The sequence below is a fragment of the Methanosarcina sp. WWM596 genome, from assembly GCF_000969965.1.
In the GTDB taxonomy this organism is placed as follows: domain Archaea; phylum Halobacteriota; class Methanosarcinia; order Methanosarcinales; family Methanosarcinaceae; genus Methanosarcina.
Genome location: NZ_CP009503.1, coordinates 1,087,688 through 1,112,795, shown reverse-complemented (window position 1 = coordinate 1,112,795; position 25,108 = coordinate 1,087,688). Strand labels below are relative to the sequence as shown.

Below are 25,108 nucleotides of genomic sequence, written 5' to 3'. Positions count from 1 at the left end.
CTATCTCCCCCGTTTCCGGTCAGTTTTACTCTTTAGCTCATCTTGATAGTCATGAACTCTTCCCAGGTCCCATGAATGTTGCAGTGTTCAAGAGCATGGAGTTTGCTTTCCTTTCCTGCCAGGGATTTATCTGCCTCAATTGTGAATGTAGCTTCAGCTTTCTTGTTTTTGCGCAGGGAGAGCTCTACTTTTCCTATTTTGTTGTCATTGAGGTAGAGTTCGATCCACTCGATATGGTGCTTTTCTTCCATCACGTGAGGAATAAGTCCCACCTCAACAATTACATCAAAAGGCTTTCCGGCAACGATGGTTTTTGGCACGTAGATTGCCGGGATGTGCTTCTTATCTCCTTCTGTCAGGTTTTTAGGGTCCGCCGGTTTGTTAATCTTTCCTTCCACCATATTCATTCCCTCCACTGTTGGTTTATTTCGATCGAATTTTAAGGAACTATGAACAGTGGTGCAAATATAACCCGCTACTTGTAGAGGATTGCGCCACTGCAATTCTAATTCCAATAAATGTAATTTTAAAATATAATTTAATATGTAATTTTTGAATGTAATTTTGATATTCATCAAAGAATGCGGGAACACCCCTTCCTTAAAAGTCATCAGACTTTAGGGAGGGGTAGTTGACTTTTAAACGTGGCTTTCACATTTATTTCAGCATTTTGAGAGCATCCCTACAAGCAGCTACGGCAGGAGCACCAGAGGTGATGAAGATAACTTCCATTGTCTCCATGATCTCTTCCTTGGTAGCCCCGTTCTTAAGCGCGCTTTTCATCTGGGACATAGTGCAGGACTCGCACTGCTTTGATGCCACCACTGCAAGGGCCATAAGGATCTTCATCTTGGCCGGAAGAGCTCCGTCTGTCAGTATTTTGTGGTCACATCTTCTGTATTTGTGCAGGAATTCCGGATCAAGATCTCCAAGTGTCTCCAGAATTTGAGGGGTGAACCCCATTTTCTCTCCCATACTTTCTATAATCTCTTTGTGTTCTGTCATTCTTCTAATCTCCTCTACTCCATTATTAGAACTACCAATTTTTATTGATTTACATTTATATTAAATATTTATCTTAATACTTATATTGATATGCACAACCGTTTTTTTAGACGCAGAACCCATCTCCAAGAATGTTGTCAATGCATTCTTTACACAGCATCCGTGGAAGGCCCTTCTTTAGTGTCTTGTGAGGCAGCGGGTATCCTCCTCCTTTCATTGGGAATTCTACCTGTTTTATATGTTCCATGCAGAGACCCTTTCCGCAGACAATGCAAACCCCTACTGCTTCAGTATCCTTATTCTCTTCAAGGCAATCGTAACATTTCAGCATTTTTGGCCACCTCAGCAAACCTCATTAAACAGGCAGTTCTCCTTCAGGGCTTCATGGCAGGGAAGGCAGACAATTCTTTTTATATGTTCTTGGTCGGGCTTCAGCTCTATCGGGTAGTCCCCCTCCCAGACCGGGGTTTCCTCATGGATAAGATGATCTTTGCAAACCCCTCTCCCACATACAATACAAATTCCCACAGCATCCGTATCTTTGCCTTCTATGGCGCACTCATAACATTTCATCGGTTTTCCTCCTAGCAGGAAATCCTGTTTTTATTCGAATTTTATCCAAACAATTTCAGGTCTGAGAATTCATAATTCTCATATGAGAGAATTTCTGACTCTCTAATGACCCTTAAATTAACTCTCTAATGACCCTTTATAATAACCCTTAAATTATTCCTCTATGAGGATCATATCTTCTCCACAGCAAACAAGCGTTCCACCCCCGACTTCTGTTACGGTGACCTCATTACCGCAGATTTCACATCGGTACTTTTCTCCTTTTCTGGATACAGCCATAGCTAATTCACCTCCTTGTCTTTTATATTAAATTCCTAAACCCTCAGCAGGAAAATCCTGAGTCTTTTAGCTTAAGGGGTAGTTGACCAAAACTTTTAAGCGGATTTTCCACTTGCCCTATTATTTCCGGCATTTACTCCGATACTTACTCCGGATTTTATCTACACCCATCTATATTATCGATTCTTTGTATATAATTGTAAGGATTTTTTAAAATGTAATAAATTTTCCCCTTCAATCCGATTCTGTCTTATTTTTCTCACACATTTTTTACCGGGCTTTAAGGCTTTGTCTTTTCCCTATTTCGTTATCTTTAACCCCTATATTTATCATTTTCTAACCATGGAAAACTCTAACTATTTCGGTAGCTTGCATTTTTATAATATAAACTTTTTCCTGTTTTTTGAAGAATAACTTTCTTTAAAATTAGCTATTTATTATTTTTCCTTAATTATGGGTTGAAATCTGATCAGGACCATATCTGATCAGGACCCACGCAGTTGAACTGAAAAATAAAACAGATATCACTCCTCTGTATAAATCACAATAATATTGATAAAGCCGCACATGCCTGATTTTATCTATTGAGTAAGCAAGTACTATATGATTTGAAAAAGTCCTATTATGGAAAAGGTTTATAAGGTTTGATTATTTCCTTTGAATTAGTCAGGTCTTGAACAGGTCTTCACTTTCAAGGGTATTTTGAGGAATTCTTTTATTAAAATAATTATATACATTTTCTTTAATACAGTTAATTATATATAGACTCTTAAATACTGTTATATGAATTGTAGTTAAAAATTATAATTGACCTCTATTATACTGGATGTTAATTATAAATTGGCCTCTATTATACTGGACGTTAATTATAATTAAATAGATATCTTTATGTGGGGCGAAAAACAGGCCCGTCTAGCTATTAACCCATTAGTTAAAAGGAGTTACCAAATATGAAGTTCGGAATCGAATTTGTACCGGCCGATCCTGCTTTAAAGATCGCATATTACGCAAAGCTTTCAGAACAACAGGGATTCGACTATGTATGGATCACTGACCACTACAACAACCGTGACGTATATTCCACTCTTACCGTTCTCGCTCTGAACACCAACAGCATCAAGATCGGCTCCGGTGTTACAAACTCTTATACCAGGAACCCTGCAATTACAGCATCCAGCATTGCTTCCGTTGCAGAGATTTCAGGTGGTAGAGCAGTCCTTGGTCTCGGACCCGGAGACAAAGCAACTTTCGATGCTATGGGCATTGCATGGGAAAAGCCTCTCGCAACCACAAAAGAAGCAATTCAGGCAATTAGAGGATTCCTTGCAGGTCAGAAAGTCTCCATGGACGGCGAAATGGTCAAGTTCGGAGGCGCAAAGCTTGCTTTCAAAGCTGGACCAATCCCTATCTATATGGGTGCCCAGGGCCCCAAGATGCTCGAACTTTCCGGTGAAATTGCAGATGGTGTCCTGATCAACGCTTCTCACCCGAAGGATTTTGAGGTCGCTGTGGAACAGATCCGCAAGGGTGCCGAAAAAGCCGGCCGTGACCCCAGTGAAGTCGACGTTACAGCATACGCCTGTTTCTCCATTGACAAAGACCCGGTAAAAGCAATTAATGCTGCAAAAGTAGTGGTTGCCTTTATCGTTGCAGGATCCCCTGACCTTGTCCTCGAAAGGCATGAAATTCCGGTCGAAGCCAAGAAGCAGATCGGTGCAGCCATTGCCAAGGGAGACTTCGGGTCCCTCATGGGCGGGCTTGTTACCCCTCAGATGATCGAAGCCTTTGCCATCTGCGGAACTCCGGAAGACTGCATGAAGAGGATTAAGGACCTCGAAGCAATTGGAGTAACCCAGATTGTCGCCGGATCCCCTATCGGTCCTGACAAAGAGAAAGCAATAAAGCTTATAGGCAAAGAGATCATTGCAAAGATGTAATTTTTATTACATCCTGCATAACCATTTTTATATTTCATTATATTTTTAAAAACATCTTGCCGATAAGGCAAGCTTATCAAGGCATTGGAGGTAACTGATTGCCACCAAAGATTGCAGAAGTCATTGACTTTGACGTATGCGCAGCCTGTGGGGCATGCGAGGCCGTGTGTCCCATTGGGGCTGTTACCGTAAAGAAGGCGGGTGAAATTCGAGATCCGAACGATCTGGGCCTGTATGAGAAAGGAGCCGGATACCAGGTTTGTGAAGGTTGCTTAACCTGTAGTCGGGTCTGTCCGGTAGTGGACGGCTTCATCGACAACGAGCTTGCAAACGTGCGTAAGTTCTTTGGTGCAAAGTCAAAGGACAATGCCGGCAGCCAGGACGGAGGAGTATCCAGTGGTATCCTCAAATCTCTTTTCAGGCAGGGTAAAATCGACTGTGCAGTTGGGATTGCCAGAAATGAGAAGTGGGAACCTGAAGTGGTCCTGCTGACGAGTGCAGAAGATGTAGAACGGACAAGAGGGACAAAGTACACATCAGATCCCGTTCTTGCAGCGCTCAGGGAAGCCTTCGAAAAGTACGACCGGATTGCAGTTATTGGAGTGCCCTGTCAGGCCCATGCTGCACATCTGATCCGGGAGAATGTAAACGAAAAGATCGTGCTCATTATCGGATTGCTCTGTATGGAAAGTTTCCATCATGATGTCATGCTTGAGAAAATCATCCCTGAAATCCTTAAGGTAAAGGTCGAAGACATCCGGAAGATGGAATTCACCAAGGGCAAGTTCTGGGTCTACACCGATGATGGTGAGGTCCACTCCGTACCCATCAAGGACGTGGCCAAGTTTGCTCGAAACCCCTGCCACCACTGCTGTGATTATACCTCGGTCTTTGCCGACATCTCAGTAGGTTCTGTCGGGGCTCCTGACGGATGGAACTCGGTCTTTATAAGAACCGATGTAGGAGAGAAGTATTTCGATATGGTCCGCGATGATATGGAGACCATGGAAGACCCCAAGCCAGGCCTCGAACTTGTAAAAAAACTCATCGATATGAAGCGTAAGGGCAATGCTGAACATTTCCTTGAAGTCTGCGAGAAGTTCAGCTTTGAGAATGGAATCCGCAATGAAACAATCTAAAACCAGAAGATATATCCAGATATATCCAAACAGATAACCAGTACAAATTTGAGGTGAAATCCAGGATGATACGAGCTTTCTATATAGGACGTTTTCAGCCGTATCATTTCGGGCACCATACTGTAATTACGCGGATTGCCGAAGAGGTGGATGAACTGGTCATAGGCATCGGAAGTGCTCAGAAAAGCCATGAAGCCACCGACCCGTTCACGGCAGGGGAAAGGGTGCTGATGCTCTACAACGCACTTGAGAACCTCCCTATCCGCCATTACGTCCTCCCCATCGAAGATGTCAGGTACAACTCTATCTGGGTCCACCACGTTGCATCCAGAACTCCTCGTTTTGACGTGGTGTACTCAAACAATCCTCTCGTCCTCCAGCTCTTCCGGGAAGCCGGGTTCTGTGTTAAGGAGTCTCCACTCTATATCAGGGAAAGGTACTCTGGGACTGAAATCAGAAGGCGGATGATTGCAGGGGAAAAATGGGAACACCTTGTCCCAAAACCTATTGTAGAAACAATCAAAGATATAGACGGAGTAACCCGTCTCAGGAATGTTTCTGCAAGCGATAACAACTTTTCTCTATAACGCTTATTTAGCACTACTTTCTTTCAGGGCACCGAATCTATCCAGTCAAGGGAGCCTGGGCTGTATCCATGCAGTTCATCTTCTTTTCCGCTCAGAAGATAGTCTATGATTTTCTCCACATCCCCCGCAGTCTCTTCTACAGCCCTGCCGGTTGTATTTACCTCAAAAACTTTTTCGCACCATTCGAAAGCTTCCGCCAGAATCAAATCGATTGATTCGGCTTCTGCGTTTTCGTTTACCTTTTCTTTGGAATACCCGCGTTTCTCAAGCCTTTTTTTCAGTTCCGGCGGGTATGCCCTCAGTACGATAATAATATCTGCAATATAGTGTGCAAGGTGGCTTTCAAGAATTACCACTTTGTTTGCGGATTCTCTTTCCATTTTATCAGTAAGCTCAGGAAGGCGGCTTCGGATAAGCTCCATATCCGCGACTACTGAATCCCTTTTTTCATCAACTTCAGTGTAGAGATGTTCTTCTTTTATCAGGTCGTTAAGGTAGATTACTTTCCACTGCCTTCTTTTTTCGAGAAACTTGCTTACCGAGGTTTTTCCCGTACCCGGCGTACCTGTGAGTCCTATGAGCATGGAGAGGGAGATAAGGGTTTATCGCAGTTATACTTAATGCCAGTTGAGCGGTGCTGTGCCATGCTGTGTTGTACTGCGCTGTGTTGTACTATGCTGTATTGTACCGTGCTTCTGTTTGTGAGATTGAGAATCGGTGAACTACCCCTAAGCTAAAGACTTAGCAGCTTTTCACTTCATAGAAGAACATCGGCATCTCCATGAGCATTAATTCGGGCTATACCATCCCTACTGAGTTCTGTCCATTCGTCCGTTTCAGCTTTACATGAATACGAACTTGGTACAGTGGATTTATTCAAGACCTATAGAGCCTGATGGTAAACCCTTGGAAAAAGGTTGCGTGGTATTCACATAACTTAATCTAATATAATGTTAGACGATGGTACATATGAACAAAAATAATGATGAGGAAGTTGACGTTTATATCCCATAAAATTAAGATTTCATGGGTTTTACATTTTTTCCTATAAATCTCAATCCGAATAAATATCTCAATCCGAATAAATATCTCAATCCGAATAAATATCTCAATCCGAATAAATATCTCAATCCGAATAAATATATTAAACCGAATAAATATCTCAATCCGAATAAATATATTAAACCGAAACTTCAACAACGTGCTGGAAATGGGTCACAACAATGTATTTTTCCACCCGGATTTTCAGAAAAGCCGTTGTGGGCGAATGCAAAAAATCCACTAGATATGGATGCTTCATCAGATAGATTCTTTCCATTATGCTGCGTTCGAAGTCCTCGATGGGCTCCGCCTTCCCGAGCACTGTTACAGCCATTACATCCCTAAAATCTCCGATTGTGCTCTTTCTATTGTCAATCAACAGGGAAACTGAAGGATTTGCTGACAAATTTGAGAATTTCCTGGCTGCTTTCGTAATCAAAAAAAGAATATACTTAGGCTTTTCATCCGAGGCAAAAGCAACAAGGCTCACGTAAGGTGCTGTTCCGTTTTGAGTTGCCAAGACGGCAAGGGGTTGAGATTCAAAAAATTCATTTAGTTGTTCAAGCAGTTCTTTTTTTTCGAACCCTATCTTCTCAACAGAGGGATCCCCTGCCTTTTCTTCCAGTTCCTGAGGAATAACGGATGCAATTTCATCTTTCATACCCACAATTCCCTCTTATTGCGATTTCCTGCTTTTTCCTGAAAACTTTAAACCATTCGTCAAAACCATTCGGCACATAGCCTTTTCATTTTTTCAAAGTTCCGACAATCGGGCAATCTTTAAAAACCTCGGGGCCGTGGGGCGCTTCGTTGTCCATTGCTTCCGAGAGTTCTTGCCCTGAATCATGAAGTCCCTGGTGAGTGCCGCCTTCCCACAGATTACTGTCTGATACGTCGTATACCTGTCCGGCATATGCGATGTAAACCTTGCCGTTCTTTCCGTTGTACTCTGAAAGTTCTTCAAGTGTGTACTCTTTCATTTTCAATGTCCCCTTTATTTGACTTTTCAGTACTGATCTGAGTTTTTATCCGATCCAATAGGATTTTATCTGATCCAATATGTGTTTATCTAATTCAATATGTTTTTATCTGATCCAATCTGAGTTTTAATCTCATCCTGAGGCCTGTATCAGCTGATTGCGGACCTCAAACATTAAGCATCTTTAACATCTCGCTGGTTTCGGTGGTAGGAAGCTGGCATTCATAGTTCTGGCAGACGTATGCAGTTGCCTTTCCCTCAATAGGGAGCTGTTCTGTTGTGTATTCTGCAAGGCCTGCAATTTCGGGATTTTCTCCTTCGGGCCTGAAAACCAGCACCTTATTAGGTACGAAGTGGCTCCAGAGCTCTTCAAGCATATGTACTGTATCCGGAGATTCGCGCTTTCCAGAAATAATCACTTCATATGAAGGTCCCAGCCTGAAATCAAGAGAAGACAGAAACTGAGTGTACCCTGAAGGCGCTTTTTTGATCATATCTGAAAATGCGCGTTCGAGCCTGTCAGCAGTTCCCTCTAGTTCAGGATCTGCAATTATCCTTGAGAGGCGCAGAAGGTTCAACATTTCAACTGAGTTTCCGGATGGTATTGCTGCATCTGTAAACTCCTTTTTTCTGAAGATAAGAGCCTCACTATCGTTGGCTGTGAAATAGAGCCCCCCGGAAACAGGGTCCCAGAAGTGTTCAAACAATTCATTGTTCAGGGAAACGGCTGCTTTGAGATACCGCAGCTGGAAATCTGCCTCATAAAGTTCCAGGAGCCCATGTATCAGAAAGGCGTAGTCATCGGAAGTTCCGGAAATTCCTGCAGCTCCATCCCTGTAACGGTGAAGCAGCCTGTTGCCGGGGCTGTAAAGGGTTTCCATTATAAAATCTGCGGCTTTTTCCGCGGCTTTTAGATATTTTTGTTTCCTGAAAACCTGGAAACCTTTTGCAAAGGCTGCAATCATAAGCCCGTTCCAGTCGGTCAGAATCTTGTCATCCATTGAAGGCCTTTTGCGCTCGTACCTGGCTGCAAGGAGTTTCTCTCGGGCGCATTGCACCCGGTTTTCAACTTCTTCTACAGGGATCTCAAGTTCGGTTGCAAGGGAATCAGGAGAGAGAACCATATAGAAGAGGTTTGTTTCAGTTTTTCTGCCCCTGATTTCTTCTTCAAAGTTGCCTCCTCTTTTCAAATTGAACATTTTAGTAATTAGCTCGGAATCATCGGGACCAAGGATACTCCTGACCTCTTCTATGGTCCACAGGTAGTACTTTCCTTCTTCTCCTTCAACATCGGCATCCTCTCCGCAGTAAAAACCGCCTTCCGGAGATGTCAGATCCCTCAAAACGTAATCAAGGATTCCCTCTGCTGTTTCTTTATACAGGTCTTTTCCGGTAACCTGATAGGCTTCAGTGTATGCAATTGCGGTAAGAGCCTGGTCGTATAACATTTTTTCAAAGTGAGGCAGAAGCCACATGTTATCCGTGGAATAGCGATGAAAACCCGAGCCCAGATGGTCATAGATTCCTCCACTGCGCATATTGTCCAGGGTATGTTCTGCAATATGGAGGGCTTCAGGGTTTCCGCTACGTTTCCAGTAGCGGAGTAAAAAGGAAATTTTGTGTGGGGTCGGAAACTTTGGAGCCCCTCCAAAGCCTCCATACTCGGTATCAAATGACTCCAGCAGTTCTTCATAAGCTTCTTCGATTATCTCTTTCCCCAGTCCTTCCCCTGCAGACTCTACAATCATGTTCTGGATGGTAGATGTAATCTTTTCAGCTGAATCAAGTACATCTTCATGTTGCTGATTCCAGATTTCTTTTATCCTGGGTACCAGTTCCAGCATTCCTGTCTGGTTGAAGCGTGACTTTTTCGGAATGTAGGTCCCTGCAAAAAAAGGTTTCTTGCCCGGAGTCATAATGATACTGAGGGGCCAGCCTCCTCTTCCAAGAATAATCTGGCAGACAGTCATGTAGATGTTGTCAATATCCGGCCGTTCTTCCCTGTCTACTTTTATAGAAACAAATGTTTCGTTCATGAGTCTTGCAATCTCTTCGTCTTCAAAAGACTCATGCGCCATCACATGGCACCAGTGGCAGGTGGAATACCCGATTGAGAGAAAAACAGGCTTATTTTCTTTTCTGGCTTTTTCAAAAGCCTCTTCTCCCCATGGATACCAGTCCACAGAATTATAGGCGTGCTGTAGAAGATAAGGGCTCTTTTCATTAATCAGGCGGTTAGCTTTTCTTTGTTCTATTCCCAGTACAATCCCTCCTGTTTTTCCTCATTTTTTCAGATCCTGCCAGGCAATCATACCACCTTTCAGGACCTTTACATTCCCAAAACCATTTCTGGCGAGAATTTCAGTAGTTCTTTCCGCCCGCATACCGGAACGGCATACAACTATTATTTCCCTGTTTCTGGAATCATTAAGCTCCGAAATCCTACTTTCCAGGCTTCCAACAGGGATATTTATCGAGTTTTCCAGGTGTCCCAGTTTTCCGGAAAGTTCATTTTTCTCTCTGACATCAAGGATAAGAATAGGAGTTCCAGACTCCAGCTTCTTTTGCAGTTCAGAGGCTGAGATAGTTTCCTTTTTCAGGCCCACCCCCTTTTGAGATGCAGCTTTTCCTTCATCTGAGCCGCCGGTTTCGATGGTTTCTCTGGGAGCTTGAAAACTACGGGCACCGGAGTCTTTAAACTTAAAAAGTTTTTTTACCCAGTCTGCAGGCCCGACTTCCAGTTCCTCAGCGATTTTAAAATTCCTGCCTTTTCTGCAATGTCCGAATTGAAAATTCATATACTCTCAGCCTGAAACCCGTTAAATCTTTAGATTTAGCGGATAGTTGACTATTTGACTGCAATACTTGCAGCCTTTGAGGATGTTAGGGTAGAGGCTACTGAAATATCTCCTGAGTAACTGTATGTGCCTGCAGTTTCATGAGTTTCAGCTTTCTCCTTTCCAGCAATATTAAATAATCCTGGAAAGAACCATGTGCCAGATAGGCAGATGTAGCATCATCCAGCCCCTTGATCTTTAAAATACATGCCCCTCAGGAGTAAGGATTTAACTCCTTACAAGTGCCCATTTTATAACTCCTCATATCTAAATAAGTAGCTACCCAGTATTTTGTCCTTTTCCAGATAACCTTACCGGATAGCTTTATCCTGTTAATGTGTTTTTTATTTTTTCGAATCTGTGATAAGTTCTCAAGGTTATTTGATAGTCCGGAGAACTGAAAAATTAGGTATAACCAAAATATTCCCTATTTAAATAGTCGTCACCGGAATATCAATATATCGGTACTTTTAGGGGTTGTTTTAGAGATTGTTTTAGAGATTGTTTTAGAGATTGTTTTAGAGATTGTTTTAGAGATTGTTTTTTTTCGGCAGGCTGTCAGGTCAGGGAGAAACTTAGAACAAAAAAGGATATGGAATCTATACAGTAAAAAAATTATTGCGATCAGGGAACTTACAGGTTAAGAGGGGAGTAATTGTTAATCTCATTTAAGCAGGATACCCCCTTCCTCGATCAAAGTAGCAGGAAGGGGTAATTGACACCTATTCAGGTATCCTGTTTTTCACAGGCATTAAATATTTCAGGAAATTCTCTGCTTTTTTATAGGCAAAAACTGTCCTAGTTCTTCGCTTTTTTCCCCATATTTTCCTACTTTAAGGAAATTTCTAACTTTTAAGGCACGGTATGAGTGTTCCAGCTTTTTTTCGTCATTTCGGGCCTGATACACTCTGATCGAGCGAAGAAGGTCGATTTTTCGGAATTCCGGCCAGAAAGGAGCACAGAAGTAAGTTGCACACTCGCTACCGTTAGCCTGCCATGGCAGGAAGTTGGAAACTCTTTCATCTCCTCCTGTACGGACGATCAGGTCCACATTCGGGACGGACACTCCCGGAGCAGGGTAGAGGTGTTTTGAGATCATGTTTTCATTCACTTCTTCAAGAGAAAGTTTTCCACTTGAAACGCACGCTGCAATATCGCGGACTGCCTGCATTATTTCTTGTCTACCCCCGTAAGCAATAGCCACATTCAGGTTAAACATTCTATGGTGTTCGGTGGCTTTCTCAATCTTTTCAATGGACTCATTTAGAAAAGCCGGCAGCTTTGTCCTGTCCCCTATTGCCCTGACCTGCATCTCTTTTTCGTAGGTCCTTTTATCATTATAAAGTTTCAGAAACTTCTCATTGATCAGGTTGAAGAGTCCATCAACCTCTTCTTCCGAACGATGGAAATTTTCCGTGGAAAAGGCATAGAGTGTAAGTTGTTTTACTCCGATATCATAGCACCACTCAATAACCTTTTCAGTGACTTCTGCCCCCATGGCATGCCCGAAACTCCGAGCTTTTCCCAGCTGTCCCGCATATCTACGGTTTCCATCCATAATTACGGCTATGTGATCAGGGATGTCATAACTCAAAATCTCCTTTTCAAGCATCTGCTCATACTTCTGGTAGAACATGCTGAAAGTCCGGTTTTTCATGAAGCGAAGCCCTGCCCGGAAGGCTCCTGTATTCCACGGTACCATTTTCAGGTTAATTATCTGTTTTCCCCCTGCGATATGTCGGCTCCAAACTTGTCTATGTAGATCCTTTACTACACAAAGTTCTGTATTCACTCTAGTTCAGTATTCACTCTAGTTCAGGATAATTAATATCTCTTTTGCTGGAAAGTGTACTATTGAGAGTTTCTATAACCCCTATGAACATACTCATAATAGAGAAAATTCATCTCTCACGGGAATAGATCTCTTTCTAAATTAATTTTATTTAATGAAATACTTTACTGATTTACTCTCAAAGAAAAATACAAAATCATTTTATTTAGGAATTTTTCCTGGATTTCCTGATCATATGCAGTTAGAGGACATCCATGTGAACCAGCTATAATCAGACAGGAGTAGGACTTACGCAGTTGAATTTAATACCACGAGCGAGAAAGACTAAACTATATAAACTCAAATAATGTTGACAAGTCCGCATGTGCATGATTTTTCATTTCAAGTGCGTAAGTCCTAAGGAGATTAGTTCGAAGGAGGGGTGGAGGGGAAAGAGTTTCTGCGGGAAATAACGGGAAATGGTTGAGGATAAATTCCAGCAAAGAAAAATAAGAGGGAAATCTAAGTCTTCTGCAATATTCCAGATTTGATAACAAAGAAATAAAGAAGACTGAGATCAGGATAGTTTCATAACAATAACTCTCCAACTAAAATCCCAGCATCGATCCTGAACTATTTTAATATTAGTCTTCTGAAGGTGCATCAAAGAAAATATACAATACACCATTGTGAATTATGAAATATTCTCCAGATTTTGCATCATGGATTACCCTTTCATTCATATCGGCAGCAGCATCTACGAGGTCTTCGAGTGAAGAAATCTCAACCTGCAGAAGAAAATTCCTATTTTCGGGAATCTTGCCTTTGCTGATAAACTCTTTAAAAGGTGATTTTTTACTCTCTTTTTCCAGTTTTTCGATGTATTCCGGATCAATTTTTTTCATTTTTCTGACAGGAATAAGCACTCCAACCAGAACTGTGCTTAACAGGAATAAGGCCAGAGGAAACTTGATAGTTGATAATGATGCGGGTTTTTGAACTCTGACGTTTTTGTACGTCTCTTCAACGAATTCAAGTTCTTCAGGCATCTCATAATAATTAGAGCTAACGTTGATAGGAATTTTATAATTTTTTGTACCTGTTACATCTTCTCCGTTTATTTTTCCTTTATAATTGACGGTCGTAACAATTTCTATCATCGGGTCAGGGCCCGAGTCAGAGGAAGATACCGAGTCAGGTGAATAGACAAGCTGATCCTGTACTCCTTTAGCTTTTGACCGGATTACAGGCACATCTATAGTAAAATTAGAGGTAAGGACATTCCCGCTCTTCAGTTGAACGCTTTTTGAATCCCCTACCTGATAACTCTTCTTCCAGAATATTTTCTGCTCTTCTCCAGATCCTTTCCTGGAGCTTGCCACAATCATTGTATTAGCTTCCACGCTCAGGTCAGCAGAATCTGCAGCTTCGAGGCTGTATACGAATGAAATATCCTCTGTTGGAGATATAGTAAAGAAATAGGCAGGCTTTCCCATTTCAAGTTTTGTTCCTTCCGGGTAGAGGGAGTTTGGCTTAGTCACAGAAGCCGAATATGTATAACTTCCACGCTGCATATAGGAAAGAACCTTCTCTTCTTCATATAATGGTTCAGTATACGATTTATACATCCAGAATCCGGAAAAAACCATTATTAATAAGAATACAAAGGCAAGTATTTTCGCCCTGTCTATTAAGATATTTTTAAGTTTCAGAAAAATAGGCTCCAGTTTTTCAACCCCCTTTTAATCTGTTTTTATTTCATATGCTATACAGCGGTATTCTGTCAATAATGATTGATAGTTTTCCAGACATTCAAATATTTTCATTACTTTTCCTCTTATTTATCATGCTGAAAACGTATACAGATAAGCTAAAAAAGACACAGTTAACAGTGTATTCAATAGCAGAATCTAACCCAGTAAATCAGACCAGAAGTATATACTCCTAAGCATTCTAAACTTCAATTATTTATTAGACAACATCATTTTTAATTTTAAAGTTGGATCTCTAAAGGCAACAAATATTTTTAAAATCATGTATCATTCAAAGGCGTCTTCTGTAAGTTCAGACCATATGAAGCGCCTTTTTTTTCCATTGTGCAAACAAACGACGGAATTTAATCTTCTTTCTCTTTCTCCCAGTCACTGATTTCCTGTACCACAGAGGAAACAGCAGCAATGCAGGAAGGAATGTATAGAACCCAACCTCTACAATAGCAGGGAGATAATGGTTTATTTCCGCAAGTGAAATTATCCAGAAGACCGGCAGAATGTAAGGGACCGTACTGATCGTTGCAGGCGTATTTTCAGGGGCAATAACCTTAGTTTCATTAACCTGAGTCCAGGTAGATGGGGCAATTACACCTTCAGGAACAGAAGACTGAGTTTCATAAGCCTTACTTTCATTATACGGGGTAAGCACTCCATACCAAAAATAGATATCAGTTCTTTTCTCATAATCATCAGGCGTTATAACATATACGCGGGAAAGAGACCCGGGATTTTTTATTGTGTTTTCCTTTCCGAGAACCAGATGCCCATTCTCCCCGAGGTTGTACGCAACTATTCCTGTAGAAATAATTCCAGCTATAACAATTAATACTGCCAGCTTTTTTCCTTTAACTAAATAGGAAGTTCTCCTAGCAATTTTTTTTCTTTCCTTTTCCACTTTTCTAGCTTTTACTGGATTGCTGTACAGAATCATGTTCCTGATCTCATCCAGAATGATCAGACCTGCGGGCAGTATGACGGTGAAGAAAAAAATATTTTTATTATGCTTTACTGCATCGAGCAAATATCCTGCAAAAGGGATGACAAAATCCAGTTTTCCCACAACGTTAAATGCAGGCACCTTAAAGTCATCCTGCGCGTTATTTGCGTCTCCCTTAGTCTGGAACATGCGCTCTTTTCCTTCTTCTAAAGAGATTATCCGGTGCGTTACAAGGGCATTCGGGTCGTTACTTTCAGGAGGATGAAAAACCAGGACGTCTCCTACCACAAGCTCATTCGGGTCGACTGACCTTGCAATAACCACATCACCGGGCAACATCATTGGAGTCATGCTACCGCTCAATACTATGAGGGGCATCTTTGAGCCCGTAAAGAACGGAATTAAGGCATTGACCAGAATAACCGCAATGATCAGAACAATTGCTGCCTGAAGAATCTCTTTTTCCTTCATGTTTTTCATTTCCGCGCTGGAATTTCAATTTCCGGAATCATCCATAGAACTTTCATTCCCTGAGCTATCTACGAGGTTTTCATTGACGGAAATCTGGCCTGTTTTCGTACTCTGACCATCCGCATTGGCTACAGCCAGGGAAACGGTGTAGTTTCCTGCTGCAGAGTAAGTGTGTGCGGGGTTCTGCTCGGAAGAAGTGGCTCCGTCTCCAAAATCCCAGCTCCATTCATTTGTATTTTCGGAACTATCAGTAAACTGCACTGACAGAGGAGCATAACCACTGGTCACATTGCTATTGAAAGCAGCTACAGGAAGTACTGGTTCAAGGACAGTTATTGCAGAAAATGTTGAATCCGTGCCGTTTGCATTGCTTACTGTAAGAGTTGCATTGTAATTTCCTGCTACAGAGTAAGTATGCATCGGGTTCTGCTCGAAAGAACTGGAGCCGTCTCCAAAGGCCCAGAACCATTCTGCTGCGTTTTCCGAGAGGTCGGTAAACTGAACTGTCAGAGGAGCATTCCCAAACGTGGCATTGCTGCTGAAGTTCGCTACAGGGAGTACAGGCGATTCTAATGCCGTTATTGTGCCAGATTTCGAATTCGTGCCGTTTTTATTAGCTACAGCCAGGGAAACGGTGTAGTTTCCTGCTGCAGAATATGTGTGTACGGGGTTTTGCTCGGAAGAACTGGCTCCGTCTCCAAAGGCCCAGAACCATTCTTCGGCATTCTCCGAGAGGTCGGTAAACTGGATAGTTAGGGGAGCATTCCCGGAGGTGGTATTACTGTTGAAGTTTGCGGCGGGAAGCACCTGTTCCAGGACAGTTATTTCCGTAAATGTCGAATTCGTACCATTTGCATTGCTTACTGTAAGCGTTGCGATGTAATTTCCTGTTGCGGAGTAAGTGTGCACCGGGTTCTGCTCGGAAGAAGCGGTTCCATCTCCAAAATCCCAGTTCCATGAAGCCGGTGAACCTGAGCTGCTGTCGGTAAACGCTACATTCAGCGGAGCTGTTCCGGAAACAGGGGATGCGGAAAATGAAGCTAGAGGAACTGTGACGGAAGGAGTTACTTTAAGGCTCAATTTTGCGACGGTATCAGGGATTTCATTTGCACCGAGATTTTCGCCTGTGACTTCATCCGTAAACCCGTTCTTTGAATCGACTGTGAAACTCAGCACTTCTACTTTTGTCCTGTCTGAAGTAACATAGAAAGATGAACCGGGAGCTATATCCAGAGTGGACTCGTTTTCAGCACTACCGGTGATATTCGTACCTGCGGGCTGCACTGAAAAAGTCCCGGTGCCACCATTGGAATTGTAAACTGCAATCCGGGGGGGAGTCAGGACCCCGTCAAAAAATAACACTGCGCCATAGTTTTCATTTTCGGGATAAATTCCATCGGCTACAAGAGAGAAATTATTGATTCCAAGCTGCAGGGGTATGGATATTTCTCCAAGAGGCCCTTTAGAAGACGGCTGGTTAAAGAAAATTCCATTTTCATCGCTTACGGCTATCTGTCCCAGGGTGTCTTCAGGATTTGTTGTCAAGGCTCCTGAGTTTGTTGTAGCTCCGGTAGAGTTTTCCCCGTCCAGTGTTATACCTGTCAGTTTGATGGAGGAAGCTATTCCCACTTTTATATAATCAGTTTTTTTCTCCGAATCATTTCCAGCCGTATTGTTTACCGTGAGCATGACTGTGTAATCTCCTGCTGTGGAGTAAGTGTGGGCAGGGTTTTGCTCGGAGGAAGTGGTTCCGTCTCCAAAGTCCCAGTTCCATTCTTCGGGATTTTCCGAAAGGTCTGTAAATTGCACAAAAAAGGGAACAGATCCCCTTGTGATACTGCTGGTGAAACCGGCAACCGGAGGGAGCACCACCTCAGGCTGTTCCAGGACCGTGATTGTGGCAGATTCTGAATCCATACTGTTTGCATTGGATACTTCCAGAGTAATGGTATAAGTCCCTGCTGTGGTATAAGTATGCGTTGTATTTTGTTCGGAAGAGTTGGAACCGTCTCCGAAATCCCAATTCCATCCTGTTGCATTTTCCGAGAGGTCGGTAAACTGGACCGTCAGGGGGACATTCCCGGACGTTACATTGCTGGTGAAGTTTGCAGCAGGAAATGATGGCTCAAGGGCAGTTATTGTAGATAACGTGGAATTTGTACCATTTCCGTTGTTTACTGTAAGATTAACTGTATAGTTTCCCGGAGATGCGTATATGTTGATCGGGTTTCTTTCTGTAGAATCTATTATACCGTTATTGTCAAAGTCCCAGTTCCATTCAATTGCATTTTCGGAACTATCGTTAAATTGCACTGACAGAGGAGCATAACCACTGCTCACATTGCTATTGAAAGCAGCCGCAGGAAGTACTGGCACTTCAAAAACAGTTATGTTTGTAAACGTTGAGTCCGTACCATTTGCATTGCTTACTGTAAGAGTTGCATTGTAATTTCCTGCTACAGAGTAAGTATGCACAGGATTCTGTTCAGTAAAAGTAGTTTCGTCTCCGAAATCCCAATTCCATCCTGTTACGTTTTCCGAGAGGTCGGTAAACTGGACCGTCAGGGGGACATTCCCGGACGTTACATTGCTGGTGAAGTTTGCAGCAGGAAATGATGGCTCAAGGGCAGTTATTGTAGATAACGTGGAATTTGTACCGTTTCCGTTGTTTACTGTAAGATTAACTGTATAGTTTCCCGGAGATGCGTATATGTTGATCGGGTTTCTTTCTGTAGAATCTATTATACCGTTATTGTCAAAGTCCCAGTTCCATTCAATTGCGTTTTCGGAACTATCGTTAAATTGCACTGACAGAGGAGCATAACCACTGCTCACATTGCTATTGAAAACAGCCGCAGGAAGTACTGGCACTTCAAAAACAGTTATGTTTGTAAACGTTGAGTCCGTACCATTTGCATTGCTTACTGTAAGAGTTGCATTGTAATTTCCTGCTACAGAGTAAGTATGTACAGGATTCTGTTCAGTAAAAGTAGTTCCGTCTCCGAAATCCCAATTCCATCCTGTTACGTTTTCCGAGAGGTCGGTAAACTGGACCGTCAGGGGGACATTCCCGGACGTTACATTGCTGGTGAAGTTTGCAGCAGGAGGAGCTGCCACTCCATACTGCTCGATAACCTTTATTGTGGCTGATTCCGAATCCGTGCCATTTGCGTTGGATGCTTCCAGAGTAACGGTATAAGTCCCTGCTGTAAAATAAGTGTTCACTGGATTTTGCTCGGTAGAACTGGCCTCATCTCCAAAGTCCCATTTCCATTCTGTTGCATTTGCCGAAAGGTCGGTAAACTGAACAGTCAGGGGTAAACTCCCGGACGTTACATTGCTGGTGAAGCCTGCTTCAGGGAGGACTTTCTCTACTTCCTTATCTTTGTTTGAACTTCCAGACCTGCCTCTTGAACTTGATATGGTTCCCAGATTCAGGCCGCCTGTGCTGTTACTGGCTTCTTCCAGGGAAACAATTCTGTTCACTTCAGAGTTATTGGTCAGTTTGGTAGAACCTGTAAGGTTAGTGGTATCGGTCAGGTTAGTGCTACTTGTAAGGTTAGTGATGTTTGTCAGGTTAGTGCTACTTGTAAGGTTAGTGCTACTTGTAAGGTTAGTGATGTTTGTCAGGTTAGTGATGTTTGTCAGGTTAGTGATGTTTGTCAGGTTAGTGATGTTTGTCAGATAAGTGATATTGGTAAGGTTAAAGGTCTCGTTTCCTATTGCAGAGTAATTATCCGTTAGATTGTTTGCTGAACTTACATTATTTGAAAAATTTATATCTACGAAATTTGTGAAAGTGGTTATTGAAGTCTGATCTCCCATTGCACCTGAAGTGGGAATTCGGAATCCTTCTCCGTTTTCTGGAAGGCTGAATTCAGAGAGCCCTACCAGACTAGCTTCGGCGTTCCAGACGCCTGCGATGATCTCAGAACTCGTGTGTTTAGTATCGCTGAAAGAAGCAGAAGTACCTGTAAATAAGGGGAAATTACTGCACATGAAGATAAGAGAGAACGACACCAATCCCAGAAGTAATATTTTATTGAACGCCCTCATTTTTGATCCACCACCAATGGTTGCTATCTTAAACCCCGAAAAACCCCGGTTATTTAATTCATATATTTATCCATAATGTCTAATATGCCTGAATCTGTGCCTCTGATGCCCAGGCTCTGAGACCTCCGTAAGTCCTGATATCCCGGATCTAAATTCTGATTTCCAGTTAGATATGCCCATTTTACCTGTCCATCCCGCCTCCTGATTTTGAATTCCGTCCGGGATGAAGAAATAAACCTGACGATATGGTTATTTTGAGATATATATCCCAAAAAAACGGGCTATTTGTACCGCAAATTAGCTCAAAAGTGCCCGGTCCGGAATGTAAGATATATGCAGATAGATGTAGGGGAAATTACTGAAAACATAATCATGAAGATCTCATTACGTTTTTCATATATAGGGGATTTGTTTATGTCTTCGCACTTGATTAATTATATTATATATCAGATCATAAATTGGTAGAAGTACCACGTATATAAATCCATTGGAATTAATATATCCATCAAAATAAAAATTTTACGGAGTATGCGGAATTAAAAGGAAAATACATAATTTATTTCCAGTAAAATCTCTATAAGATCCCGATTTAAACTATTTACTTATATAATATTAATATACAGACAAAGAGATCCAAATTATCTATAGAAGTTGACCATATTTTTTCAAGGAGTATATATCCTCCGGCTTCCTGCCACAGGCAAACCCGGAAAACTGGTGCAGAAAAGCCTGTGAGTTTAAAGCTGAAATGCAATCTCCAGATGGGGCGAGTTCTTATTATTTTTCTTTCATGAGCCTGATAATCTCACGTACTTCCTGATGAATCAGTAGGAGCGCAGGTAAGATCACAAGTGCTAAAAGTCCTATCATAGTTCCCGCAAAATGAACGAGAGCTCCGATGTATGGAATCCTAAAAAACAGAACTCCTACCACATTCTCGGAAGCAACGATAAAACCGTCAGGCTTGGAATAAGCGTCCCCCTGCGTTACATACCCTTCATCTACAACTTTCACCACCCTGTGCGTGACTATTAATGTCTGATTTTCCCCGTTTACCTCAAAAGCATGCCGAAAGGACACGATATCTCCTACATCCGGTCGGGTTGCCAGAGTATTTACTACAACAATATCGCTTTCTGTTATAGTAGGCTCCATACTGTTGCCGGTTACAGTCATAAATTTGATAGGACCTGTAGGAACCATAGTAGCAATAATAGGTACAACTACAACGAAGATAAAAATAAAAGCAAGAATATTTGCTAGTTTCATAATATTATGCCTAGAAAAAACTAAGAGCTTTATCATAAATGTTACGATTTAATCAAAGTTGCGCTGGCGCACCCCGCCGCAAGCAACGGGGTATGTTCGCGCCACCGCTCCAAATTCCGTTAAAGAAAACAATAACCCTAAACACTTTATTTTGAGTAGAAGTTCACAACCGGAAAATGGAATTGATAAATTACATATTATCATTAACGGTTACTGGGGAAGTTTTTCATCCCCGCAGCAAGCTAGTGGGTATTCGACTGAAAATGAACAAAAAGAATTAAATGATTCCTCAAGGTATTAGTACATTGTTTAATTCCAAGTGTATAGAGTTCCAGAATCTGGAACTCTAGTATCTTGCTTATTATTCAGTTTCAGTATCATCTGGAAGATCAACATCATCCTGAGACATATCAGGCCCTGAAACTGTGCTTTCATCATTTATCAGTACATAGTCTTCAGTTGGGGAATTCTGGCTTGCTAAAGCTTCTAGGTTAAAAGTGCAGGAAGTCCCCTGATATTCATTACCGGCAGTTCCAGAGAATTTACCTTTTATTAGAAGGCCAAAATCCTCTTGGTTGTCGGCTCTTAGAATTGGGTCACTTAATATTGAAAAAGCAACATAATTGTTCTGGCAGAACTCTTCAAGAGTTAGTATACCATCGTAATTTCCTGTTACCCAAGCAACCACTGGAGCTATATTAATACTATAATGTCTGGGAAAACTCCCTCGGATAAAATTTCCTTGAACAGATGTTATTATAATTTTGTCCGCTAGATCTACACTTCCAGTTGAGGGTAGAAGTTCAGGATAAAAATATAAATGATTTGCATTTACTGTTCCGACATTTGTGAAACGGAGCTCAGCACTAAATCTGTCTCCCGGTTTGAAGTTTGCTGGAGATACCCAGGTAGCTGTAACACCATCGCTGTAATCGTCACCATTGTTGGCTAGTTGCATGTCCAGTGTCCCAGATGTAAATGTATTGTCAGAACTGGTTCCGGCATCTGTCATCCAGGCCCACGTTCCAGCACCTGCAAGAGTCACGGCCATGCCAAGCACAAATATACTCATAAACACTTTTTTGTTAAACATTTCATTAACCTCTTGATCTTTTTGATGTATGATAGTTATACCTCAAAGTAGCATGAGATCATGTCAGAGTATAACTCATCAAAAAAACTATTAAAGCATTGCATTTTTTCCCTGAAAACATTTGGAGTACTAATAAAACACATGGGATTGTGCTCCAAAAAAAGCAATGCTCCTTTTTTGGTAATCTTGGTTCTAAAAATGACCAATATCAGAGCTATGTACATATACGCTCCGATTAGTGGTCTCATACTTTTTCAAGGGGCACAAAATTTCAATTTATGTGTGTATCTTATGAGTGGACCTGTTCGAGGTCATAAATGACGTCAAAGGTAACTCCATCGCCCTGAATTTCATTCCCTACATTATCTCCATCAACGTTAAATGCGAAGTCGAGGGTGCCAGAAGATGATTCAGTCGAACCTACTCCATAGAGGGTTCCAACATCGATTTTAGTGTTTGCAAGAGTATCAACAGTACCAGTTACTGCCGTCGTCCCATCAAGTTTTGTAATTGTGATATCCATTTTATTTTGCAAGTCAGCTTTTGAATCGGAACCTGCAGTTGTTTCTATATTAGTTATTGTTACATACAGATTTCCATCTATTGAACCAGTATTTTCGACATTTACCACACTATTTTCGTTAAAACCTGGAGCAATATTAGTAAATGAAAATGGTGCAATGGTGGTACCAGTTCCTACCTTTAGTTCCAGTGTTCCAGCTGTAAATGTGTTATCAGTGCTAGTTCCAGAGTCTGTAAACCATGCCCATGTTCCGGCACCTGCCACAACAGCGAGCACACCGATAGTGAGCACGCTTAATAGTATTTTTTTGTTAATCATGATTTTATACCTCTTTCCATATCTTTTCCAATTTTGATCTGTAATTTCCCACTCGTTTTGCTAATGGGTCACTGAAATGAGAATAAGAACCTGGGGGGTTCAATATCTGGAATTCCAGTTTCACTCCCTAAATCTAGCAAATCTGAGCTACCCCTTCCTATGGATCATTTTAAGATAGTTATTGGTGAATTAACTGAAATTTCGGGTGGGTAATTGAAGGTTAACGTTATCATAAGACGCTGTGGGTTTGAGAGGTAGTAACAAACAATTAATGAGGCGAGATAAGGAGTAATGGGATATTTTTGAGTTTTTTCGAATGTACACTATGAATTTATAGAAGCAGATCAGAATCCTTTATATATTATTTCAGAAGAAGGCGTGGGCAAGGAAGAGGGGAGATGCAGACTGACTGCCGCAGGGAAGGGCGGGGAAAATTTTGAGAAAAACAGGAATTTGGGGGATTAACGCCAGCTTAATGGAAGATTACCGTTATCATACGACGGTGGCAAATATTTCCTGAAAATAGAGGAAATAGAGAGTGAAATGAGAGTTTACTCTTCTAGTTTGCGGACATAGTGCATGTGAGCAAGTGAAGATGCCATGAAGAGCCCGCTTATAAAAAGCATCCACTGGGAGTCTGAAACCAATTTGACGAGCTCCAGATCGATTGTTAAACTGCCGACGACAGCAAGGGCGCTAAGGCCAATGTAGAAATAGCTCCAAGGGATATCGCCTTTCGGGACTGTTTCCATGTAGATGTCAAAGTCGCCGGCTGCAGGCAGGAGTTCCACGAGGTCCTGTTCTCTGTCGTAGTTTACGACTCCCAGGCTTTCCATTTTTGGGATGTGGGTCTGGAGCAGGGAAACATATATGCTTTTTCTGACGGTGCTCTTTGGTTCTTTTTCGCCTGATTCTAGACGGGCTATTTCTTCGGAAAGAGAGCGTATGCTCTGATTCCCCTGCTTGTGGAGGATTTCCAGGACGCATCTTCGCCTGTCGTTCTGGAGAACTCCAAAAATATCTCTTTTTGTCAATTGTGCTTGATCGCTTTGGGTATCTTCTTTGATTTCCAGAGAATTGGTTTCTCTTTCGCTCATTGTATCCCTCTAAAGTATAGGTTAGACTCTGGAATCGCTTTCTGAAATCAGGATTCATAAACTTTCAGCAATAACCCCCTGAATCGTTAGCTCAGGGGTAGTCGGCTCTTTATGGAGTCTTCCGTTATTTTCCTACTCTTTTTGCTATGAGATCGCTGGAAATGAAATCTGAACCTGTTGGAGGTCCAACATGGGGAATTTCCAGTTCTACTCCAGGTATTCAGCAAATCTGACTTACTTTTTTAGAGGTCTTTTTAAGATAGTTATTGGCGGATTAACTGCAAATTCAGGAAGGTAATTGGGGATTAACGCTATCAGGATACAGATGGGGTTTACGGGGTAGTAACAAACAATTAATGGGGCGTGATGAGGAGTAATGAGATACTTTTGAATTTTTAAAAGACATTATATCGATTTTTATCTTCAAATAATGCTTTAATCTAATTTCAGAAGAGGAACACGAACCAGGAAGAGGAAAGGTGCAGACTGACTGCCGCAGAGAGAGGCATGGAAAATTTTGAGATAAAGAGGCTTGAAGAGATTAACGCCAGTTTAATGGGTAATTACCGATGTCGTGCGACGGTGAGATCTCTCAAAAAATGGATGAAAAAAGAGAGGGAAATCTTGAGCAAAATGTTATAGACTCAGAGTTTGCGGATGTGGCGCATGTGGACTATTGAAGATGACATGAAAAGGCTACTTATAAAGAGCATCCACTGGGAGCTTGTAATCCAGTCGAAAAGCTTCAGATAAATTGTGACACTGCCGACAAGGGCGAGGACGCTCAGGCCTACGTAGAAATGGCTCCAGGGAATATCGCCTTTCTTGACGGTTTCCATGTAGATGTCAAAGTCGTGGGATGCGGGGAGAAGTTCCACAAGGTCCTGTTCTTTGTCGTAGTTTACGACTCCCAGGCTTTCCATTTTTGGGATGTGGGTCTGGAGCAGGGAGACGTATATGCTCTTTCTGACGGTGCTCTTTGGTTCTTCTTCGCCGGACTCGAGGCGAGCTATTTCTTCAGAAAGTGAACGTATACTCTGATTTCCCTGGCCGTGGAGGATTTCCAGGACGCATCTTCGCCTGTCATTCTGGAGGACTCCGAAAATATCGCTTTTTGATAACTGTGCTTGATTGCTCTGGATCTCTGCTTTGATTTCCAGAGAACTGTTTGCTGTCTCGCTCATTGTATCCCTCTATAACATAAGAAAAACTATTCGAATGCGGTATGTTCTCAGAAATCAGGATTTGTGCTTTATTCTGGAGCTTGTCCGGGAATAATTCACTCTTGAATCAGGAGTTTCCACTCTTGAGAATCAAGGGTTTTCAGAAAATGCTTCCAGATCAGATGCTCGATCGCCTGTCAAAAGATGGGACTCTAAGAAGCAAATTCTGAGTTATGGGATAAGCTCTTTAGTAAATAGTAA

Annotated in this window: 22 protein-coding genes; 3 read left to right on the top strand and 19 right to left on the bottom strand. The window is 42.0% G+C overall.

The window, feature by feature from the left end:
* Nucleotides 1-32: 32 nt before the first annotated feature.
* The 5 genes from MSWHS_RS05005 to MSWHS_RS04985 all read right to left on the bottom strand — a co-directional run bounded on the left by MSWHS_RS05005 (nt 33) and on the right by MSWHS_RS04985 (nt 1,857).
* Nucleotides 33-401: a desulfoferrodoxin family protein gene (locus MSWHS_RS05005; RefSeq protein WP_052722595.1), complete on the bottom strand. Its 369-nt coding sequence runs from the start codon at nt 399-401 to the stop codon at nt 33-35.
* A 256-nt stretch (nt 402-657) separates the two neighbouring features.
* Nucleotides 658-1,005 (bottom strand): carboxymuconolactone decarboxylase family protein, encoded by a 348-nt coding sequence (locus MSWHS_RS05000; RefSeq protein ID WP_048126538.1) that lies wholly within the window; start codon nt 1,003-1,005, stop codon nt 658-660.
* Between the two features lie 106 nt (nt 1,006-1,111).
* The gene (locus MSWHS_RS04995; RefSeq protein WP_048126535.1) at nt 1,112-1,336 is read right to left on the bottom strand and encodes a DUF2180 family protein; all 225 of its coding nucleotides are present in this window, start codon (nt 1,334-1,336) and stop codon (nt 1,112-1,114) included.
* A gap of 11 nt (nt 1,337-1,347) precedes the next feature.
* The gene (locus MSWHS_RS04990) at nt 1,348-1,578 is read right to left on the bottom strand and encodes a DUF2180 family protein (RefSeq protein WP_048126533.1); all 231 of its coding nucleotides are present in this window, start codon (nt 1,576-1,578) and stop codon (nt 1,348-1,350) included.
* A gap of 153 nt (nt 1,579-1,731) precedes the next feature.
* On the bottom strand, nt 1,732-1,857 hold the full coding sequence (locus tag MSWHS_RS04985; protein ID WP_048126531.1) for a desulfoferrodoxin FeS4 iron-binding domain-containing protein: 126 nt from the start codon (nt 1,855-1,857) through the stop codon (nt 1,732-1,734).
* Between the two features lie 950 nt (nt 1,858-2,807).
* Here MSWHS_RS04985 and mer point away from each other — a divergent pair.
* The 3 genes from mer (at nt 2,808) to MSWHS_RS04970 (ending at nt 5,520) form a co-directional block, all read left to right on the top strand.
* Nucleotides 2,808-3,794: a 5,10-methylenetetrahydromethanopterin reductase gene (gene mer, locus MSWHS_RS04980; protein ID WP_048126529.1), complete on the top strand. Its 987-nt coding sequence runs from the start codon at nt 2,808-2,810 to the stop codon at nt 3,792-3,794.
* Nucleotides 3,795-3,892: 98 nt separating this feature from the next.
* A complete protein-coding gene (gene fpoF, locus MSWHS_RS04975) occupies nt 3,893-4,933 on the top strand; it encodes a F420H2 dehydrogenase subunit FpoF (protein WP_048126527.1) in 1,041 nt (346 codons plus the stop codon).
* Nucleotides 4,934-4,998: 65 nt separating this feature from the next.
* A complete protein-coding gene (locus MSWHS_RS04970) occupies nt 4,999-5,520 on the top strand; it encodes a nicotinamide-nucleotide adenylyltransferase (protein WP_048126525.1) in 522 nt (173 codons plus the stop codon).
* 23 nt (nt 5,521-5,543) lie between these two features.
* On the opposite strand, the gene MSWHS_RS04965 is transcribed toward MSWHS_RS04970, so the two are convergent.
* From MSWHS_RS04965 to MSWHS_RS04900, 14 genes are all read right to left on the bottom strand, one after another.
* Nucleotides 5,544-6,104, bottom strand: a complete 561-nt coding sequence (locus MSWHS_RS04965) for an adenylate kinase family protein (RefSeq protein WP_048126523.1) — start codon at nt 6,102-6,104, stop codon at nt 5,544-5,546.
* A 596-nt stretch (nt 6,105-6,700) separates the two neighbouring features.
* Nucleotides 6,701-7,222 carry a pyridoxamine 5'-phosphate oxidase family protein gene (locus tag MSWHS_RS04960; RefSeq protein ID WP_052722593.1) on the bottom strand — a complete coding sequence of 174 codons (522 nt, stop codon included), beginning with the start codon at nt 7,220-7,222 and terminating at the stop codon, nt 6,701-6,703.
* An 85-nt stretch (nt 7,223-7,307) separates the two neighbouring features.
* The gene (locus MSWHS_RS04955; protein WP_048126521.1) at nt 7,308-7,541 is read right to left on the bottom strand and encodes a cytochrome b5 domain-containing protein; all 234 of its coding nucleotides are present in this window, start codon (nt 7,539-7,541) and stop codon (nt 7,308-7,310) included.
* 166 nt (nt 7,542-7,707) lie between these two features.
* Nucleotides 7,708-9,801, bottom strand: coding sequence for a thioredoxin domain-containing protein (locus tag MSWHS_RS04950; protein ID WP_048126518.1), 2,094 nt, complete (start codon nt 9,799-9,801; stop codon nt 7,708-7,710).
* A 21-nt stretch (nt 9,802-9,822) separates the two neighbouring features.
* Entirely contained in the window at nt 9,823-10,338 is a 516-nt protein-coding gene (locus tag MSWHS_RS18375; RefSeq protein ID WP_052722591.1) for a rhodanese-like domain-containing protein, read from the bottom strand.
* 799 nt (nt 10,339-11,137) lie between these two features.
* The gene (gene uppS, locus MSWHS_RS04940) at nt 11,138-12,034 is read right to left on the bottom strand and encodes a polyprenyl diphosphate synthase (protein ID WP_197074060.1); all 897 of its coding nucleotides are present in this window, start codon (nt 12,032-12,034) and stop codon (nt 11,138-11,140) included.
* 758 nt (nt 12,035-12,792) lie between these two features.
* On the bottom strand, nt 12,793-13,722 hold the full coding sequence (locus tag MSWHS_RS04935; RefSeq protein ID WP_156151189.1) for a DUF5305 domain-containing protein: 930 nt from the start codon (nt 13,720-13,722) through the stop codon (nt 12,793-12,795).
* A 490-nt stretch (nt 13,723-14,212) separates the two neighbouring features.
* Nucleotides 14,213-15,337: a signal peptidase I gene (locus MSWHS_RS18370; RefSeq protein ID WP_052722589.1), complete on the bottom strand. Its 1,125-nt coding sequence runs from the start codon at nt 15,335-15,337 to the stop codon at nt 14,213-14,215.
* A gap of 15 nt (nt 15,338-15,352) precedes the next feature.
* Entirely contained in the window at nt 15,353-19,384 is a 4,032-nt protein-coding gene (locus MSWHS_RS04925) for a PKD domain-containing protein (protein ID WP_082088326.1), read from the bottom strand.
* Nucleotides 19,385-20,161: 777 nt separating this feature from the next.
* Complete coding sequence (locus MSWHS_RS04920) at nt 20,162-20,653, bottom strand: signal peptidase I (protein ID WP_052722584.1); 492 nt, start codon at nt 20,651-20,653, stop codon at nt 20,162-20,164.
* A gap of 361 nt (nt 20,654-21,014) precedes the next feature.
* On the bottom strand, nt 21,015-21,746 hold the full coding sequence (locus MSWHS_RS04915) for a TasA family protein (protein ID WP_048158811.1): 732 nt from the start codon (nt 21,744-21,746) through the stop codon (nt 21,015-21,017).
* 289 nt (nt 21,747-22,035) lie between these two features.
* Nucleotides 22,036-22,587 (bottom strand): TasA family protein, encoded by a 552-nt coding sequence (locus MSWHS_RS04910; RefSeq protein ID WP_048158810.1) that lies wholly within the window; start codon nt 22,585-22,587, stop codon nt 22,036-22,038.
* A 551-nt stretch (nt 22,588-23,138) separates the two neighbouring features.
* Complete coding sequence (locus MSWHS_RS04905; protein WP_052722582.1) at nt 23,139-23,684, bottom strand: hypothetical protein; 546 nt, start codon at nt 23,682-23,684, stop codon at nt 23,139-23,141.
* Between the two features lie 644 nt (nt 23,685-24,328).
* Nucleotides 24,329-24,868 carry a hypothetical protein gene (locus MSWHS_RS04900; RefSeq protein ID WP_048126506.1) on the bottom strand — a complete coding sequence of 180 codons (540 nt, stop codon included), beginning with the start codon at nt 24,866-24,868 and terminating at the stop codon, nt 24,329-24,331.
* Between the last annotated feature and the right edge of the window lie 240 nt (nt 24,869-25,108).